Below are 16,594 nucleotides of genomic sequence, written 5' to 3' on the forward strand. Positions count from 1 at the left end.
CTACCTCACCTCTTTCTTCGGACGCCAGCGAATAATAAGCCGCTCTGCCAGCGTGACGAGCCCGAACTGCGTCAAGCTAAGCGCGACGATAATAAAAACGGCCGCGAATACCCGATCCGGCATGAAGCCTTTGGAGGAAATGAGCATAAAAGCGCCTAGTCCCTTGTTGGTGCCGAGCCATTCCGCAACTACCGCGCTTAATACGCTGTATGAGGCCGCAATTTTTAATCCCGAAAATAAATGCACGACAGCATGCGGAAGCTCCAGCTTCCAGAACAACTTCAGCCTGCGTATTCCAATCATCTGCAAGTAATTGCGAAGCTGAGCATCCGTATTCATCAGACCGTCCAGCATCGCTACCGTAATGGGGAAGAAACAAACCATGGTAACCAGCAGCGCCTTCGGCAGCAGCCCGTAGCCCAGCAGCATCGTTAGAATCGGCGCAATCGCGATGACGGGAATATTTTGCGACAAAACCAGCAGCGGATAGACCGCCGTTCGCACACCTGGAATTAAATGCAGCAAAGCGGCGAGCACGAAGCCCACCGCCGATCCTCCCACAAAACCGATGAGCGTTAGCTGAACGGTCGCCTCCGTATGCTCCATCAGCCTCGGCCATATCCGAATCGCTTCATCAACGATCGATACCGGGGACGGTATCAACCATTGGTCGAACAGCTCCAACCACGCTGCGGTCTGCCAGCCTGCCAGCAGCACGGTCAAAAGCACGGCTGGCGGCCCTATTTTCGACCATGCGCCCTTCTTATTGCCCATCGGGGTATTTCTCCAGCAATCTTCCCATCGAAGCGCCGTTTACTGGATTATAATAAATTTTGACCTGCGAAATGACCGAAGGGCAGCCCATCTCCGCCATCGCTTCGCTCATCGTCTGCACCACGTTCAGCAAATGGCCGAGCTCGCCTTCCATGGTCGTCTCAAGCGGCGCCACGCGGTACGGCACGCCTGCTGCTTTAATGATCTCGATTGCCCGGTCTACGTAAGGGATAACACTCTCCCCGCCTGGCGTCGTCGGCAATATTTGAATGCTTACGAGTGCGTTTGCCATCTGAATTCCTTCTTTCTCTTTATGGTCGTCACCGTTTATATGCGCTGCCTTCCCTGCAAGCTGCCGCCTCTATTCCGGCAAAAATTCGTTCGTGAAAGCTTTCTCCGCCTCAAGCTCCTTCTCCAGCAGCTTGTGCTCAAACATCCAGCTTGCGTAGTTTTCCCATACGCTGAGCTTCTGCTCGCCCCAGCGCGGCGCATCATCCTGATATTTGGGACTTAGCCACTTTTGGCTAGCCCGCACGAGCTCCGCGTTCAAGTCCGGCTCGGCTTTAATCAGAATCTCCGCAGCCTCATCCGGATTGCCGATTGCGAACTGGTACCCCTTCGCCGCTCCAGCCGTAAACGCTTTGACAATATCCGGCTTATCCTTAATCATAGCTTCGCTTGTTGAAAGCACCGGTGTATAATAATCCAGCTTGTCGCTGTAATCCGTCAAATATACCATGTTTATTTTCTCGCCGCGAAGCTCCGCCTCTACGCCTGTCCATGCATAATAAATCCACGCAAAATCAATATCGCGCTTGACCGCCGTGAAAAAATCGCTGTCGCCGATGCTGATCATGTTGACCTTGCCCACATCAGCGCCCTTCTCCTGCATAAGCGACTGAATGACAGCTTCCTCAACAGGAGCTCCCCACCCGCCGTAGGTTTTCCCTTCGAATTTCTCTGGCGAATCAATGCCCTTGGCTAGCGGCGATGCGAAGCCTGAAGTATTGTGCTGAATAACCGCTGCGAGCGATACGAGCGGCACGCCTGCGATCCGGGCCATCGTTATGGACTCTTGGTAGCTTACGCCGAACTGTACGCTGCCTGATGCGACCATTTGATCGGCTCCGCTTTGGCCTGGCTGGATAATTTCAACATCAAGCCCCTGTTCTTTGAAAAAGCCTTTATCTCTAGCGACATATAATCCGGTATGATTCGTGTTCGGCGTCCAGTCTAGAACAACCTGTACCTTCTCGAGCGGCTTGTCCGCCGTCCCGCCTTGCTCGTTTGGTTCCTCGCTTGCTGCCGGCGCATTACCGTTCGATCCGCAGCCTGCCAGCGCCAATACGATAACGAGCATGGCGCCTGCCATTCTCCACGACATTCTCCCTGCCTTTTTCAACATCATGATGTCTTTGTTCCCCTCTCATTGCTCCTATTTGTCTACCATGACGAATCCGCTTCATATCCGGTGCCCTAGCTGCGCCATACACTTGGCAACAAAAAAAAGCGCCCTCCCAATCCGGAGGACGCCATATAATCGGCTGTGCAGCTGTTTGCAAACGGCCAATGCTCGATCTTCTCGATCCAGCCTGCCTGGCAAACAGAGCTTCTGTCCCTACGCTGGCATTATCCAGATCAGGTTTAACGGGTCGGAATTGTACTGCTAATCCCCTCTCAGCCGGCCTAACCAGCTCCCCGGAACATATTCGGTTACGTCAATACTTTCAATTGTATAGCAAAACCTATCATTACCGCTAGTTTTTTTTGAAAACCCTAATCATCCGCCCTGCGGTCGTTTGTTCTTTCTGCATACCGCTACTATATACATCGGCTCCGCGCTCTTCAGCTCATGCAGCGGAATCAGCTCATGCGGGTTCCATTCCCGTTTGTGCATAGCTGCCCGCCCAGCTGCCATACCGTGCGCTTCGCGCAGCCAACGCATCGTAGGAAACAAAGAATCATCATATATGTTTTGGCCGTATACAGCCTCAATAGCATAATACTGTACAAGCTCCCCAATCAGCTCGGTCGTTCGGTACTCGAAGCGGTGATGCTGGTTGAAGGGCATCTCTTCAAAATAAATCGGCGTATTCGTAACCGTGCGGTTCGGCGTCGATACGATAAACAAGCCGCCTTCTTTGAGTACGCGCGCCGATTCCTTTATCCATTCCGCTCCTACCTCAACATGCTCGATTGTCTCGAAGGAAACAACCGCCTCGAAGGAATCATCCGCGTAAGGCAGCGCCAGCACATCCGCTTCTGCGAACGATACGCCGCTGCCGCCGTAGTCACGTTCCGCAAGCGCAAGCGACGCGCGGTCCACGTCGACGCCAACGACCTCCGCCGCTCCGGCCTGCTTCAACATCGCGCTGCCATACCCCGCTCCGCAAGCGGCATCCAGCACGCGCAGCCCCTTAACTAGCGGTCCGGCAAACGTATAGCGGCTCATATGCTCATGGTAGACGCTGCTGTAATCTTGTTTCACAGCTTGATTGACAACAAGACGCTCGCCCGTGAACATCACATCGTTCTGCTCAGCCAATGCGCCAGCCTCCTCTTGTGCAGGCAAGACCGGCTCTATTTCGTCCTGGCTGGTTCCTTCGGCGGAAGCGCTGTTTTTTACAGGCGGCTGCAGGCTCTCATCCACCGGTGCTTCCAATCTTTCATCCGCCGCAGAAGCGTCCTCCAACGGAGCGGGCACCACTGCCTGCCCTTCCTCGCCAGTCTCCTCCTGAGGAGCATTATGTGCGATGCGGCCGTACACAAGCAAATACGCGGCTGTCAGCTCATTCTTGATTGCTTCCCCCGTCAATTGATCAAGCATCCCGATAAAGGCTTGCTGATCCTCCGGTTTGTTCTCGGCAAGCGTAACCTTCACGTAAGCAAAGCCTGATTTCACGAATAATTGGTGAACCTGCTGCAGCGTATACTGCATCGCTGCTTGTCGCTGCGCGTTGACGTTCGCGGGATCTAAATACTGCCTGATGTTCTTGTAATAAAAGCGGTTCGCAAAGCATCCCGCAATCCACCCGCCCGGCGCGAGCAATCCCACAAGCCGCTTCATCGCCTGCGGTGTCCCATACGCATGCGCGTCTCCGATGATGATTCCGCTCAATCCCTCTTCCGGCAGCAACCAATCCTCCGGCTCACTCGAGCGGAATACCGTAATGCCCGAGCCCTCGGCTACCTGTGCAGCCCGTTCATTCCGTTCCACGCCGAACCAGACTGCAGCGGGGAACTGCTTTTTCATATGAAGTATGGTCGCTCCGCAGCCGCAGCCAATTTCCAGAATCGCACACTCCTCGCGCTTGAAGCCATGGGACTCCCGCTGAATGACCTCGCTGAAATCCATTCGGATATGAGTAGCTTCTCCCGGATGAAAGCCCCACTTCGCGCTGAAAATCTTCGAGTTGTTCTCGAAGGTTTGCAGGTAGAGCTCAGGCTGCGCGCCAAAGGAAACACTTCCAAAATGGTGAATAAATGTATCGCCGCACAGGATGAGCTTATACCCTGCAAGCCTCATCCGCAGACCATAATCGTCATCCTCGAAGTTTCCGATGCCGAAGCATTCGTCAAGCGGTCCGATTTGCTCTGTCGCCTCGCGCCGCATAAGCATGCAGTAACCAACCAGCTTTACGCGTTCTTCCCATTTCATGCGGTCTGGAATGGCATGCAGCGCGGAAGCGAACAGCTCCATTTCTTCAATCGTATGATACGTAATTGGAATCGTAGTCCAGTAGGAAGCCGAATTCGTAACGGGACTGACTGCCCCAATCCGGTCGTCGCTAAGCAAGCAGCGCTTCAAGCCGTCAAGCCAGCCCGGCGTGACAATCGTATCGTTATTAAGCAGCATGAGAAGTTGTCCCGAGGCTGCCGACATGCCTTGGTTGCAGCCTTTCGGAAACCCAGCGTTGCTGCTGTTTGCAATTAGAATGATATCGCTTTCGTTTTTGGCCCATTCCACCGTGCCGTCCGTCGATGCGTTGTCGACAATAATCAGCTCATAGCAGCCCTGCTGCGTATGGCGCCGAATGCTCTCCACGCATTGCTTCGTATATTCAAGCTTATTGTAAGTAACAAGGATAATGCTTGTTATGCTTCTGCCGGCATCGCTCACGCGTATCCCCCTCAAGCTATCGTAAACCGCTCACCATTCCTTAAAATATGTCGGAAACTCCCTATCGGTGAGAAACTCATGACAGCTGCAAGCTTATCCGGCAGACTTGTATTTCTTCCTCAGTCCTACAACAAGCATAAGCAGCGGCAGCACGATCTGAAATAACGGAACGATCTTGAGCGTAATATCAAGCCCGATCCAAAGGTGGTACGTATTGTTGGTCTCCAGAAACGAAGACGCATAAATGACAAGCCCTACGGGCAGCACGCAAAAACGGTAGGCAATGCCCGTCACGGCTTTCAGCGTAAATACCGCTGCCATGTACAAGGCTGTCATCTTTACGTAGAGACCGATAAACAGCAGCAGCGTCACGATGACGTCAAGCCGCTCAAGGATGTTGGCAAGTCGAATCATTTGAACGACCTCCAGCAGCGGAAGTGCGCTTAATGCGGCCAGCTCCGGCCCAAGTACACACAGTACGAGCACATTCATGAGGATCAGAAAGATAGAAACGCCAATGTAAGCCCAGTAGGATACGCGCCCGATTACTTTTTTCTCGCTCACATGCTTCCAGAAAACGAAAAAAATAACCATTTGACCAAACGGGAAGGAGAGCAGGTCAGGAAAGGCCGATTTCATGACCGGCCCTATCCCATTCTCTAATATGGGCAGCAACTGCATGAGTTTAGGCAGCCTTGCAATAAAAAGCAGCAAAATGAGAAACGCGTAGCTAAGCGCTACAATAGGGAACAGCAGCTGCACTACGCGCACGAATACCTCAAGCCCCTTGCTGACCGTATAGGCCGCAGCGCTTATGATCAGCAGCATGACGATCCACTTCGGCGTAAAGGTCAGCAGCGCCATCATCGTAAGCTCGCCTACGTCCCGTACATTGCGCATGGACTCATAGGCAAACCAAAGTGCATGCAAGCCACCGATAAAGCCGCCGATCCAGCGGCCGAAATGCATGGTATACAGCTCAGCAAGCTCCGCCTCAGGCGCGCGTTTTTGTATACGCACATACATAAACGTAAGCAGCAGTCCGGCAACCGCAGCGGCAGACATTGCCAGCCAAGCGTCTTGCTTAGCTTTAATTCCGAGCTCGAACAAGGGGGTGCTGCCGATCAAAAAGATAATAATCAATATCGAGAGCTGGTTTTTTCCGATCTGCTGCATACGATCTCCTTCCCGCTTACTTGCCGCCTTTTTTCTGCTCCTTCTTAAATCCGCTTCCGCTCATGCCCGTCGAGTTGATTTTCACCTTAACCGACAGCTTCACTTCCGTATCTGAAAACATTTCCGGCCAGCTGTCGGAGATCTGGGACCACTCTTTCGGGTACTTCTTATGGATGGTATTCCCGAATCCGACCACGTCCGCTTTTTGTCTCCGAACAGCCTTCCAGCCTTGCTCCATAATAGAAGAAATCTCGCCCTCGATAAGCTTCTCGACCTTCTCGACCTGCTTTGGCTTAGACAAATCACCCTCGCAATTGTACTCCATCAGCGTCCCAACGGCGCTCGCCTCGATCTGCATCACCCATTTGCCGTTTGACTGCCGGGGGTGCTGCTCCGTCTTGGCATGCGTAATTCGAATAGACGAGCTTTTGGGGCCATTTCCATCCTCATTGCAGGCAAATGGAATGGTCGTTTTTTTCACATGGTTGCTGAGCCACATCACACCTTGGCTCTCCTCGTTATTAATCCACCCGACCAGCTTATCGCCTGCAATCAACGCGAGCTCAGACAAACGCACCTTGCTTGGCGTGCTCGTATGCGTCAGCTGCTCGGCACGCTCCACGTTCTCATTCGCGCCCGAGACGGTTAAGCCTGGGAGGCCGGTCGCATGGGTTGTCCCGAGCAAATCGAGCAGCACCTGATGCACCGTCATCTGGCGGAAGGTCGAGCTGTTCATTTCCTCATTGGTAATCATCCGCTGAATGGCTGCACCCGGAATTTTCTCAAGCGGAATAAGCTGCTCCAGCATCCGGCGCGCGCTGCCTTTGGACAGGTAGACGCTTACCGTCTCACGGGAATCATGGTTGCGCAGATACGTATCCAAGAACGGTCCCAGCCCTTTTCGCGCAGCCTCCTGTCCAATAATGACGATCTGGGTGTGGGAGAAATACAGCCGCCGCGAGGTCTCTTGACTTGCCTTGCTGACTGCGCTGCGAAAGCTTTCACCCTTTGTCGAGAATACGTTTACCGCTGCGGAGTTGCCGGCAGCGCTTTGACTGGAGATGGCCTGCGGAATAACCACTTGATACGACAGCACCCAATTTCCATCCTTCCAGTCGATGCCCGTTGCGGAAATGACCGCAATATCGTTCAGCTCCACGCGATTCCAGCAGCCCGTCATGAGCAAGCATGCAAGCAGCGGCAGCAGCAGCCTCCATTTGTTCATTGACGTCTCTCCTCCCGTTACGCTTTGTCAGAATGGCGCTGTGCCGGCGGTTTTTTCCCGTTTGGCCTGCGTTTTGGATTTCTTAAGTTCAAATCAAGCGGACGAAGCACGATAGCCCACCAAGGCATCCTTATGAAAACATCCCTCCACGGTCCCTGTTTCGTAGGGCCAGGCGCCATTGGCGACATGTAAGGCACGCCGAAGGATCGCAGCGAAGCAAGATGAATGAGCATGAACAGCACGGATATGAATATGCCGAAAAATCCGAACATGCCTGCCATGATCATGAAGAGAAAACGTATGATTCGGGAGGTCGCCGCCATATTGAATTCCGGCATAACGAAATTCGAAATGGCCGTGAAGGACACGATGATAACCATTCCTGCCGATACAATGCCCGCCTGCACCGCTGACTGTCCGAGAACGAGAGCCCCCACGATCGAAATAGCGGGGCCGATCGCCCGCGGCATTCGCAGCCCCGCCTCACGCAGCACCTCGAACGTCAGTTCCATCAAAAGCGCTTCGACTAAACCAGGGAACGGAATGCCTTCTCGCTGGGCCGACAGGCTGATCAGCAGCGTAGTCGGGAGCATCTCCTGATGGAAGGTCGTTACGGCGATATAAAGAGCAGGAAGAACGATCGAAATCACATACGCTCCATAACGAATCATGCGTACAAACGTGGCAATATCAAATCTTTGATAATAATCCTCTGGCGATTGGAAGAAGGTGAAAAAAGTTGTCGGCGCCATCAATGCCATCGGCGATCCATCCACCATAACTGCCACTCTTCCTTCTAGAAGCGCAGCCGCAACCGTATCCGGCCGCTCTGAATTGAGGAGCGTGGGAAATAGTGTAAAGGTCTCGTCTTGAATGAATTCCTCGATATAGCCGCTCTCGAGCACGCCGTCAATATCAATATCCGCCAAGCGGCGGTAAACCTCTTTCACAATGCCTTCGTCCGCAATGCCGTGCAAATACAAAACAGCTACATTCGTATGGGTTTGCCGACCGATCTTATGCATTTGTACATGCAGATCGGATGAGCGGATAATTCGTCTAATCAAGCTTATATTCGTCCTTACATTTTCTACGAAGCCATGCTGCGGCCCCCGAATAACCGTTTGGGTTTGCGGAATGGTCACGCTCCGCTGCTCGCCGCCATTCACATCCGCCGTCAATGCCGCCGCGCTTCCATCCGCCATAATGACGCATAAGCCATCTGTCAAATATTGAAGCGCCTGCTCCAGGCCTTCGATAACCTGCACCGACCCGATGGACACGACACAGCTGCGGAGCGCCTCCAGCAGCTTGGCGCCTTTCACGTACGCATGCGGGGGCAGCTTCATCGACATTAACGGCTCCATGACACTTTCGTTGACGGTCTCTGAATCAACGATTCCGTCTATATAAATGATCGCGACCTCGCGGTCTGGAGCCGCATCGCTGCGAAACATCCGAATGACGATATCAGTGCTGCCTCCGAAGCGATTCCGAATCGTCTCGACGTTTGCATGCAGCGATGGACTAAACGGCGTGAACTCTCCAGCGTTTTGTATGTTCATAACGGCACCTTTCGTTTCCATGTTGCTTCTATTTTGGCGCATTATGGGTTTAAATATGTACGGCATATTCGGTACGCAGAGGAAAGCGGGCAGTTCTGAGTGGACTGCCCGCTTTCCTCTGTATCGTATATGCGCTTCCGTTCATCTATTCCAGATCCATCCCTCTTCCCTTTCAACATTAAAAATAGTATAGAGGCGTACATCGTCTCTAGGTCCCTCATTCGCCGAACCACCAGTTGATGTAAGAAATAACCACAAAAACCCTGTAGCATAAGAACGGGTGTTCTGTATATAATAGGAACAAACGTTCTTGTGATAAAGGAGGCGCATCATGGCATTGGTTCAATGGTTCAATAAGGTCGGTTGTGTCGTTGCTATTATTTATATATGCAAAAAGGGGGCTGTTACGAAGCGGAGAATACGGATTCTTGCTGTCAGAGAAGGCCATATCCGCGCTTTTTGCATCGACTCAGGCGCCCAGCGCGTCTTTCTCACGGCAAATATATTAGCCGCGGAGCTGGTGAGCCGTGATGCCTCTTAATAAAGTCATTATGCTCGCGGACTGCCAATCCTTTTATGCATCCGTCGAGAAGGCTGATCATCCGGAGTACCGAGACCGGCCGCTCGTCGTGGCAGGCGATCCTGAGCGCCGTTCTGGCATTATTCTAGCGGCTTGCCCCATCGCCAAAGATTTCGGGGTCACGACCGCGGAGCGGCTTGGGGACTCCCTTGCCAAATGTCCGGACTTGGTGATCATCAAGCCGCGAATGCAGCTCTATATCGATATTTCGATGCGGATTACGAACATTTACCAGTCCTACACCGACCTCGTTGAGCCGTATTCGATCGATGTTCTGTTATCATATTGTCAATGATAGGTTAATAGTATACAAACTATTATAAATACTTTAAGATTTGGGAGGATTAAATGGTGGACAATTTATTTCATGTATACGATTGATGACGATGAACTAGGAGGATTTAATTGGAGAGAAAAGAGCATCAAGATAACAGTTTACGAGTAGAAATAGCGTGTTATGGTAATGACATTCGATATTTACTCACTGAGGAAGGAATTCCTCTTCAAGACCCCTGTCTCTGGTTAGATCTAATAAGTATTAACAGCTATCTCACTGGGGAGCGATATGCTTATGCTCTCTTACGATATTTTAAATTCCTAATGAAGAACAAAATAAACTACAAAGAGGTTGTAAGTAAGCGTGTTATTGAAGAGTATATAAAAGAACTGCTAGGGCTAGGTGAGAAGATCTTTAATATAGAGAGTAGAATGACCTTTACTGCTCTAAATACAAATATAACAGTGTTGAAAGCGTTCTATCACTGGTTAGAAGATGAACACAAAATCTCAAATAATCCCGTACATTACACGAGTAGAAGATCGACAAAAGCGCCATTTGTAAACACCAAACTACTTTATGGGCAAGTGTGGAATTACGAATTACAGGAAAGCGTTCTCAACCATATAACATATCGAAAGAAAGCAAATCATCTTAAGTGGTATACAGAAGCAGAAATTCAAGGGATAAAAGCAAATCTACTTTCATTGCGTGACGAAGTCATTTTTGCGATAAGTGTTGAAACGGGAATGCGTATTGGAGAAATATTAGGCCTAAAAATAGAACATTTTCATCCCTTTGATCCCTCATTACATGTCGTTCGAGAACAAAATATTGAGAATAGAGCTAGAGCAAAAACCAAAGAAAGAGTACTTTTTATCAACCCTTTGTTATCCGAATTAATCCAAACATATCTGAACACTGAACGTGCAAGTTCCAATATTTATTCTTCTAATTATATGTTCCTCAATTTATCGGGTGTTTATATTGGGCTTCCTCTAAAATCAAGAAATTATCTCCGTATCCTGAAGGATGCTGCCGAACGATATGGTTTACCGCGTAAGGAAATACGCACACATAGCGGTCGTAGTACCCGAGCACAACAACTCGTAGAACTTATGCGAGATAATCCTGATTTAGGAATAACCCCCACCTTTATAGATGAGGAATTGGGATGGAGTAGCGAAAGAACCATCAAAGTCTATGAAAAAGGCTATTCTAATCGGCAAAAAAAGAAGATTATTGAACGTATACAACCTGTTCTACTAACCAAAAAAGATGACTAGGAGAAAGTAATTAAAATGGCAGTAATTACGTTACATAATAAGAAGAGTAGATTGATTTATGAGCTTGAGATTAATGGTACACCTTTTACTTTGTTGTGGAAGAAAGATCTTAGCTTAATGTTCAGTTTTATTAATGAACTAGAAATTTCTTTGAATACTCCCGATAAAGAGCAATTTATTAGCCTATCGGATAAATATCAACTCCAATCTGATTTCTTAATAATAACCCTGGCCGAAAAAGTATTTCTTAATGGATACTTATCCTTTCTCACTGCTCAATCGAAGAAATTAATATCTGAAGGAATTCCTCTTTCCCCTTCATCTATACTTAGGGATACTCTTTCTATCAATTCATATCAACGCGCAGACATGAATCTACTTAATAAGATGCTCTACCAGTGTTCCGTTTTATTAATAAAAGATGCGTTAGTTGAAGAAAACCATATACTAGTTAAAAAAATAATAAAGTCAATTTCATTGCGTCGGTTTCTCACAGTTTCTCTGAGCCAACTTTATTCCCATTTCGAAAAGTATCTAAACAAAGTTTGTGAAGAGTTGTTCGTTTCACACAAAGAAGTGACTTGGAAGAGTCTCTGGAATACAGCGTTTGGCTTAAAGAACTGTAAATCGCTGAACAAAGAAGAAACTGATTTCTTTACTCGCATTCTTAACAGATGGAGTGAAAAACAAGATAATAAAAAAGCTAAAATCAATATGAAAATGAATGCCCTTAAATGGAACTTACCCTATAAAGATATCCAGAGTATCAGAATTAAAACAATGGATTTCTCAAAAATGCCAATGAAGATAAGACTCGAAATTCAAGAGTATATTAATAACTATTATAAAAAAGGTGAGAGCCCTATCTCACTGTCTCGACGTTTTTTTCGGTTAAATCCTATTGTCAATGCAATCACATCAATTAATACTACAGTCACTTCATTTCTAGATCTCACATATGTCGAAGTGCTTACTATTACTGATATACTAAAACAGCAAAAAAATAAAAAAGGTGGTAAGAACTATTCCCTTAAATCCATACAAGGTCAAATTTCCGAAGGCAGGATGTTATTTGATTGGTTATGCGAAAAGAATGGTATGGAGAATCTAAAAAATCCATTACGCAGGTATAAGTTTCATAATATCAACGCTTTTGTTAAACACGCGGAGTACATTCCCGAGGAAGTTATTGAGCAGCTCTCTTCCGCAATTCGAGATTGTCCTCAAACTGTTCAACGAGTATGGCTTATAATGATTAATACAGGATTTCGGGTCGCTAATGTACTCGACTTAGAAGAAAATTGTTTAATCTATAATGAAAAAGAAAGCTGCTACTATCTCAGAGTAATTTCTAAAAAAACACTTAAATCACGTCGTAAAGCTGGTCGGGATGATTTTTATTCTGTTCCGCTATTGTCCGAAGATATAGTAGACATAATAAAAAATCAAATCAGTGAAACTGAACATCTTCGCAATATTGGTAATACCAATTCTATTTTCATACGACTTTCAAATCAAAACCGACGTACTAAAGATGAACATGTGTCACATCATTTGGCTTCTACAATCAGTAATTCTATTAATAATTGTATAAAACGTCATGGAATAAAAAACAAAGAAGGAGAATTGTGGAACTATACACACCATCAATGCAGAAAAACACTTGCGGTTAAACTGTTAACTGAGGGTAGCTCTATCTCAGATGTTGCAGAAATACTCGATCATATCGCAGAAAAAACCACTCGAACTTATTACCAAGATGTAGATGCAATGAAAATTGCAAAGCTTGATTATGAGTTATTCGAGATGTTATTTAATTCAATCGATACAGAAATTAGTCAAGCGTATTCTCTCGGTGAGCTTGATGAATTAAGAACAGAGCTATTATCCGGATCACGCGAAACTCCAGAGGGGCATGGAAACTGCCTTAAGCATGTCTCTTTTGGGCCTTGCAGAAAAAAATCATGTGTCGGATGTTCTTTACTACTAACCGGTCCTCAGAAGTTACCTATGTGGCGGAAATTATACAGTGAACAAAAAAATTATATAAACACCTTAGTAATTACCATGCAAAAACAAGGAATTTCCGAATTTGAGTCCTACAGAGATTACCAAGCTGAACTAAATTTACTTTTACAATATGAAAATACAATTTTAAAAATTGAAAAATTCTTAGATGAAAGAGGTTTAGTAAATGAATCATTTGGCAATGATTGAGCCAAGAAAAGACCATGCTAACAGATTAAAATACCTTCTTATTAATAGAATTGATCAACTGGGTAATTTCACTTTTGCAGACGATTCTTGGTATTACAATAAAAAACATATAGATTCACTCCCTAAAGGATCCTACACAATAACATTTCACCAAATACCTAATTCTTACAAAGAATGGATAAAGTATTATGCACTACATTGCACTATCTCCCCAAGTGCGATTTTAAAAAAGTGCCTTAAAATAGCTCTATTCCTTAAATTTCTTGAGAAAAATTACAAATCAATTGAATTATCGGAAGTAACAAGAAAACACGTGAATGCCTTCGAGCATGAACTACGTTTGTCAAGTGTCTCAACTGCTACCATGCAATTCACATATGCATCTTTACAAGATTTTTTTCTTATATTATCTGATTTCCCTGAGACTCCTAACGTCCTTCCCGCTAAGCAGATTAACCCATTTAAACAAGAAAAAACCAAAATTGATAAGAGAATGCCAGAAGTATCACTTCGAGCCTGGGATAAGGTATTAAAAGATGAAAATATAGTTATTCCTTTGGAATTCAGAACTTTGTATTGGATCATTCGTTCTTTTCCGAATCGAATTACTGAAGTACTTTCAATGAAACGTGACTGTTTAAAAGCTTTTTATAGTGAATACGTTATTAATATCCCAAGCTTTAAACAAAGTGGAGGATATGACCGTGAAATAATAAAACCTATTCCAGTGTTATATGCAGGTCATGGAAAGTATGTAATCGATTTAATTCGAAGACTTCAGAAACAGACTGAGGATTTAGTGAAACAATACAATACACCTATATCTGCGAAGCAAGAATTTCTCTTTACAGTAAGACACTGGAGCTTTAAAAATAAGGATGGAAAACTCGAAGCAGCTTACTCAAGAAAACATGATAGTATCTGGAATTGGACAGGAACCAAAGTAAACCAATTTTTTAAGCAATTAGCCCTCATCTTAAACATTCGCGAAAAAAATGGTGAGCTAATTATTCCAACTACTCATCAGTTTAGGCATCACGCCGTGTCGGATAGGCTTTATATGGTTGGTTATAGCATTGAACAGGTACGGAAACTTACAGGACATAAAAATGAAACAATGACAAAACAATACACACATCAAATGATCGAAAAACATAAAGATATTCTTGTTAGAATTAGTGGGCTTCGTAATTCCCACGAAAGCCCGTATGAATTTAAAGGCAAAATAATAAATTTGGATGAAAGAACAGTTCTCCAACTTTCCAAAGATCATAGGCGATATCTCACTTGGGAAGCGAATGGAAAAAAAGGCGTTGGTATATGCAGTGACATTACAGGTTGTAATCCTCAAGGAACATCTGTACATTTTGAATGTTATGCTTGTAATTGGTTCCTTCCAAAACTTGAATACTTTGATGATTACAAAGCTGAATATGCTTATTGGCAGGATGTCATTGATCGTACTTCTTTGGATCCTAATCGGGCGGCTCATACAGAGAATGCCATTCGTAACGTTAGTTACATAGAACGCATTCTTGAAATCTGTAACTACGGCCTCGAACAGTATAAGAGGACACAAGTCGCCGAATTAACACAAAATGCGGAATTTAAATATCAATGGGAGTGAGCTTGCGTGATTAATTCAGGACTTCTTAACGTCCAACAGTCGATGCGTGAAGACAGTATTCAAAAAGTTAAGTGGGCTGTTCAGTTTATTAAGGACAGTGAAGGAAATCATGTAAGAATAACAGCTGTAAAAATCTCAGAAATCACTGGTTTAAGTCGCGCAGCACTGTATAAAAAACATCTGCGGCCTCTTTGGGACAACAGTTATACCGGGCTCACAGAGCAAGTACAATCTCAATCTTCAATACCAGATCAACAGTATCAAGTTAATAAGCTGAATGAAAAAATCACAGAAATAGAATTCTCACTAAAAAAAAGCAGAAATCAAAATGATAAACTAATTAGTGATTTAGAAAACGAAAAAAATCGAACTAAAGTATACCGCCAAGATTATGATAACCTAAAAGAGAGGCATCAAAAACTTCTTCATTACAACTTGCGTATTCTTCGTAAGCTTCATATCCTTGGAATAGACGTTAGTGAATTTGATAAAATGGAAACTGATGTGGATTCCTAGCATTTAACAAGAATTTTATTGTATCTATATTTTCAAGTCTTCTTATCCACTGAGTTAACAAAAAAATAGACATTTACATCAAATGCAAATGTCTATTTTTTTTGTTAAATTGAACTCCAATTAGCATATGAATCCATGACATATTCAATCTGTGGACTTAAAACAAAGTTTGATAATTTGAAATAAAGATTGATAATTTATCCTTAGACTGACGGTGCTTCATTAAATAGTTGAATTATATACTTTGAAGCAGGTGTTACGGTAGCCCTGCCTTTTTATATAAAACCAGCGCGGATAGTTATGGATAACAGTACTTAAAAAATAGGAAAAAAAAGAAAAATTTATTTCTCTTTTTGAAAGGTTATTAGATAATTATAATATGAATTATCTTAATTCATTATAATCATGATCATTATGAGGTGTTCGATTGTTAGAACAAGTTATACTTGTATCTTTGTTTACTTTTATTATTCATCTTTCAGAGACGCTTACATATTCTCTTCGATTAGCAGGTGTTCGTCTAGGGAAATTGGCGGTTGCTTTGTCCTTATCGGGAATAATACTGCTCATTTCAAGAACAGCTAATATGGTACAGGCCCCACTTACCGGCAAAATTATAGATTTCTCAAAACATAATGTGGATTATAATTTAATTGATCAGTTTCGGATTATTATCGGTGCCGCTACCTTAGGGACGGTTACAGCTTTATTACTGTTCCCATCCGCTGTTTTTCTTTCTTCGAGGCTAATATCCCATTTAGAAGTGGCAGGGTCCATACCTCAAATGGTCCGCTCTTCGGTTTCCATCCAAAAGATAAATAATGCACGATATCATTTGCGCTTTCCCCAATTATCAATGCTATCGCGCTTGAGGATTGGAGGCATTCCCAAAAGACTAGTGGTTCTTAATTGTTTGGTAACCGCAATTTACACAATCGGTGTGTTAGCTGCACTACTTGCTTCTACATTAACAACAGAATACTCGATTGCCGCATCGCAATCTTCTGGTCTGATAAATGGAATGGCGACTATTTTACTTACCATACTCATAGATCCGCAAATTGGTTTAATTACTGATAAAGTCCTTAGAGGAGAAAAAGAGGTCGCTACACTAAATAAGGTTTTTGGGCTATTAATGATGTCTCGATTATTTGGTACCGTCCTAGCACAGGTATTACTGGTGCCGGCAGCTTATTGGATTAAATGGATGGTATCGGTTCTTTAATGCACA

Annotated in this window: 13 protein-coding genes, 1 pseudogene and 1 riboswitch; of the genes and pseudogenes, 7 read left to right on the forward strand and 7 right to left on the reverse strand. The window is 45.3% G+C overall.

Going from position 1 to position 16,594, the window contains the following annotated elements:
* From FHS16_RS10855 to FHS16_RS10885, 7 genes are all read right to left on the reverse strand, one after another.
* Nucleotides 1–774, reverse strand: a complete 774-nt coding sequence (locus FHS16_RS10855) for an ABC transporter permease (protein ID WP_183561840.1) — start codon at nucleotides 772–774, stop codon at nucleotides 1–3.
* Nucleotides 764–1,066 carry a thiamine-binding protein gene (locus FHS16_RS10860; RefSeq protein WP_183561842.1) on the reverse strand — a complete coding sequence of 101 codons (303 nt, stop codon included), beginning with the start codon at nucleotides 1,064–1,066 and terminating at the stop codon, nucleotides 764–766. The genes FHS16_RS10855 and FHS16_RS10860 overlap by 11 nt, the downstream gene beginning before the upstream one ends.
* Nucleotides 1,067–1,135: 69 nt before the next feature.
* On the reverse strand, nucleotides 1,136–2,182 hold the full coding sequence (locus tag FHS16_RS10865; protein WP_246431700.1) for an ABC transporter substrate-binding protein: 1,047 nt from the start codon (nucleotides 2,180–2,182) through the stop codon (nucleotides 1,136–1,138).
* Between the two features lie 190 nt (nucleotides 2,183–2,372).
* Nucleotides 2,373–2,485, reverse strand: a riboswitch (TPP riboswitch).
* Nucleotides 2,486–2,554: 69 nt separating this feature from the next.
* Complete coding sequence (locus FHS16_RS10870; RefSeq protein WP_183561844.1) at nucleotides 2,555–4,894, reverse strand: methyltransferase domain-containing protein; 2,340 nt, start codon at nucleotides 4,892–4,894, stop codon at nucleotides 2,555–2,557.
* A gap of 93 nt (nucleotides 4,895–4,987) precedes the next feature.
* Complete coding sequence (locus FHS16_RS10875) at nucleotides 4,988–6,070, reverse strand: GerAB/ArcD/ProY family transporter (RefSeq protein WP_183561846.1); 1,083 nt, start codon at nucleotides 6,068–6,070, stop codon at nucleotides 4,988–4,990.
* A 16-nt stretch (nucleotides 6,071–6,086) separates the two neighbouring features.
* Complete coding sequence (locus tag FHS16_RS10880; protein ID WP_183561848.1) at nucleotides 6,087–7,295, reverse strand: Ger(x)C family spore germination protein; 1,209 nt, start codon at nucleotides 7,293–7,295, stop codon at nucleotides 6,087–6,089.
* 17 nt (nucleotides 7,296–7,312) lie between these two features.
* A complete protein-coding gene (locus FHS16_RS10885) occupies nucleotides 7,313–8,860 on the reverse strand; it encodes a spore germination protein (RefSeq protein ID WP_183561850.1) in 1,548 nt (515 codons plus the stop codon).
* Between the two features lie 331 nt (nucleotides 8,861–9,191).
* Here FHS16_RS10885 and FHS16_RS10890 point away from each other — a divergent pair, with 331 nt between their 5' ends.
* The 7 genes and pseudogenes from FHS16_RS10890 (at nucleotide 9,192) to FHS16_RS10920 (ending at nucleotide 16,588) form a co-directional block, all read left to right on the forward strand.
* Nucleotides 9,192–9,401 (forward strand): hypothetical protein, encoded by a 210-nt coding sequence (locus FHS16_RS10890; protein ID WP_183561852.1) that lies wholly within the window; start codon nucleotides 9,192–9,194, stop codon nucleotides 9,399–9,401.
* Nucleotides 9,391–9,711: pseudogene (locus tag FHS16_RS10895) on the forward strand (Y-family DNA polymerase); the annotation flags it as partial. The gene FHS16_RS10890 and the pseudogene FHS16_RS10895, both read left to right, overlap by 11 nt.
* A 134-nt stretch (nucleotides 9,712–9,845) precedes the next feature.
* Nucleotides 9,846–11,003 (forward strand): tyrosine-type recombinase/integrase, encoded by a 1,158-nt coding sequence (locus FHS16_RS10900; protein WP_183561854.1) that lies wholly within the window; start codon nucleotides 9,846–9,848, stop codon nucleotides 11,001–11,003.
* Nucleotides 11,004–11,018: 15 nt separating this feature from the next.
* On the forward strand, nucleotides 11,019–13,220 hold the full coding sequence (locus FHS16_RS10905; protein WP_183561856.1) for a tyrosine-type recombinase/integrase: 2,202 nt from the start codon (nucleotides 11,019–11,021) through the stop codon (nucleotides 13,218–13,220).
* Nucleotides 13,198–14,847: a tyrosine-type recombinase/integrase gene (locus FHS16_RS10910; RefSeq protein WP_246431702.1), complete on the forward strand. Its 1,650-nt coding sequence runs from the start codon at nucleotides 13,198–13,200 to the stop codon at nucleotides 14,845–14,847. The genes FHS16_RS10905 and FHS16_RS10910 overlap by 23 nt, the downstream gene beginning before the upstream one ends.
* A 6-nt stretch (nucleotides 14,848–14,853) precedes the next feature.
* On the forward strand, nucleotides 14,854–15,363 hold the full coding sequence (locus FHS16_RS10915) for a DUF6262 family protein (RefSeq protein ID WP_183561858.1): 510 nt from the start codon (nucleotides 14,854–14,856) through the stop codon (nucleotides 15,361–15,363).
* A gap of 427 nt (nucleotides 15,364–15,790) precedes the next feature.
* Nucleotides 15,791–16,588: a lipid II flippase Amj family protein gene (locus tag FHS16_RS10920; protein ID WP_183561860.1), complete on the forward strand. Its 798-nt coding sequence runs from the start codon at nucleotides 15,791–15,793 to the stop codon at nucleotides 16,586–16,588.
* Nucleotides 16,589–16,594: the final 6 nt, after the last annotated feature.

This window comes from Paenibacillus endophyticus (assembly GCF_014192395.1).
GTDB classification, from domain to species: Bacteria; Bacillota; Bacilli; order Paenibacillales; family Paenibacillaceae; genus Pristimantibacillus; species Pristimantibacillus endophyticus.

Coding starts and splice junctions, on each gene's coding strand:
- FHS16_RS10910 (WP_246431702.1), top strand. CDS start 13,198: ATGAATCATTTGGCAATGATTGAGCCAAGAAAAGACCATGCTAACAGA.
- FHS16_RS10865 (WP_246431700.1), bottom strand. CDS start 2,182: ATGATGTTGAAAAAGGCAGGGAGAATGTCGTGGAGAATGGCAGGCGCC.
- FHS16_RS10875 (WP_183561846.1), bottom strand. CDS start 6,070: ATGCAGCAGATCGGAAAAAACCAGCTCTCGATATTGATTATTATCTTT.
- FHS16_RS10860 (WP_183561842.1), bottom strand. CDS start 1,066: ATGGCAAACGCACTCGTAAGCATTCAAATATTGCCGACGACGCCAGGC.
- FHS16_RS10855 (WP_183561840.1), bottom strand. CDS start 774: ATGGGCAATAAGAAGGGCGCATGGTCGAAAATAGGGCCGCCAGCCGTG.
- FHS16_RS10905 (WP_183561856.1), top strand. CDS start 11,019: ATGGCAGTAATTACGTTACATAATAAGAAGAGTAGATTGATTTATGAG.
- FHS16_RS10880 (WP_183561848.1), bottom strand. CDS start 7,295: ATGAACAAATGGAGGCTGCTGCTGCCGCTGCTTGCATGCTTGCTCATG.
- FHS16_RS10885 (WP_183561850.1), bottom strand. CDS start 8,860: ATGAACATACAAAACGCTGGAGAGTTCACGCCGTTTAGTCCATCGCTG.
- FHS16_RS10890 (WP_183561852.1), top strand. CDS start 9,192: ATGGCATTGGTTCAATGGTTCAATAAGGTCGGTTGTGTCGTTGCTATT.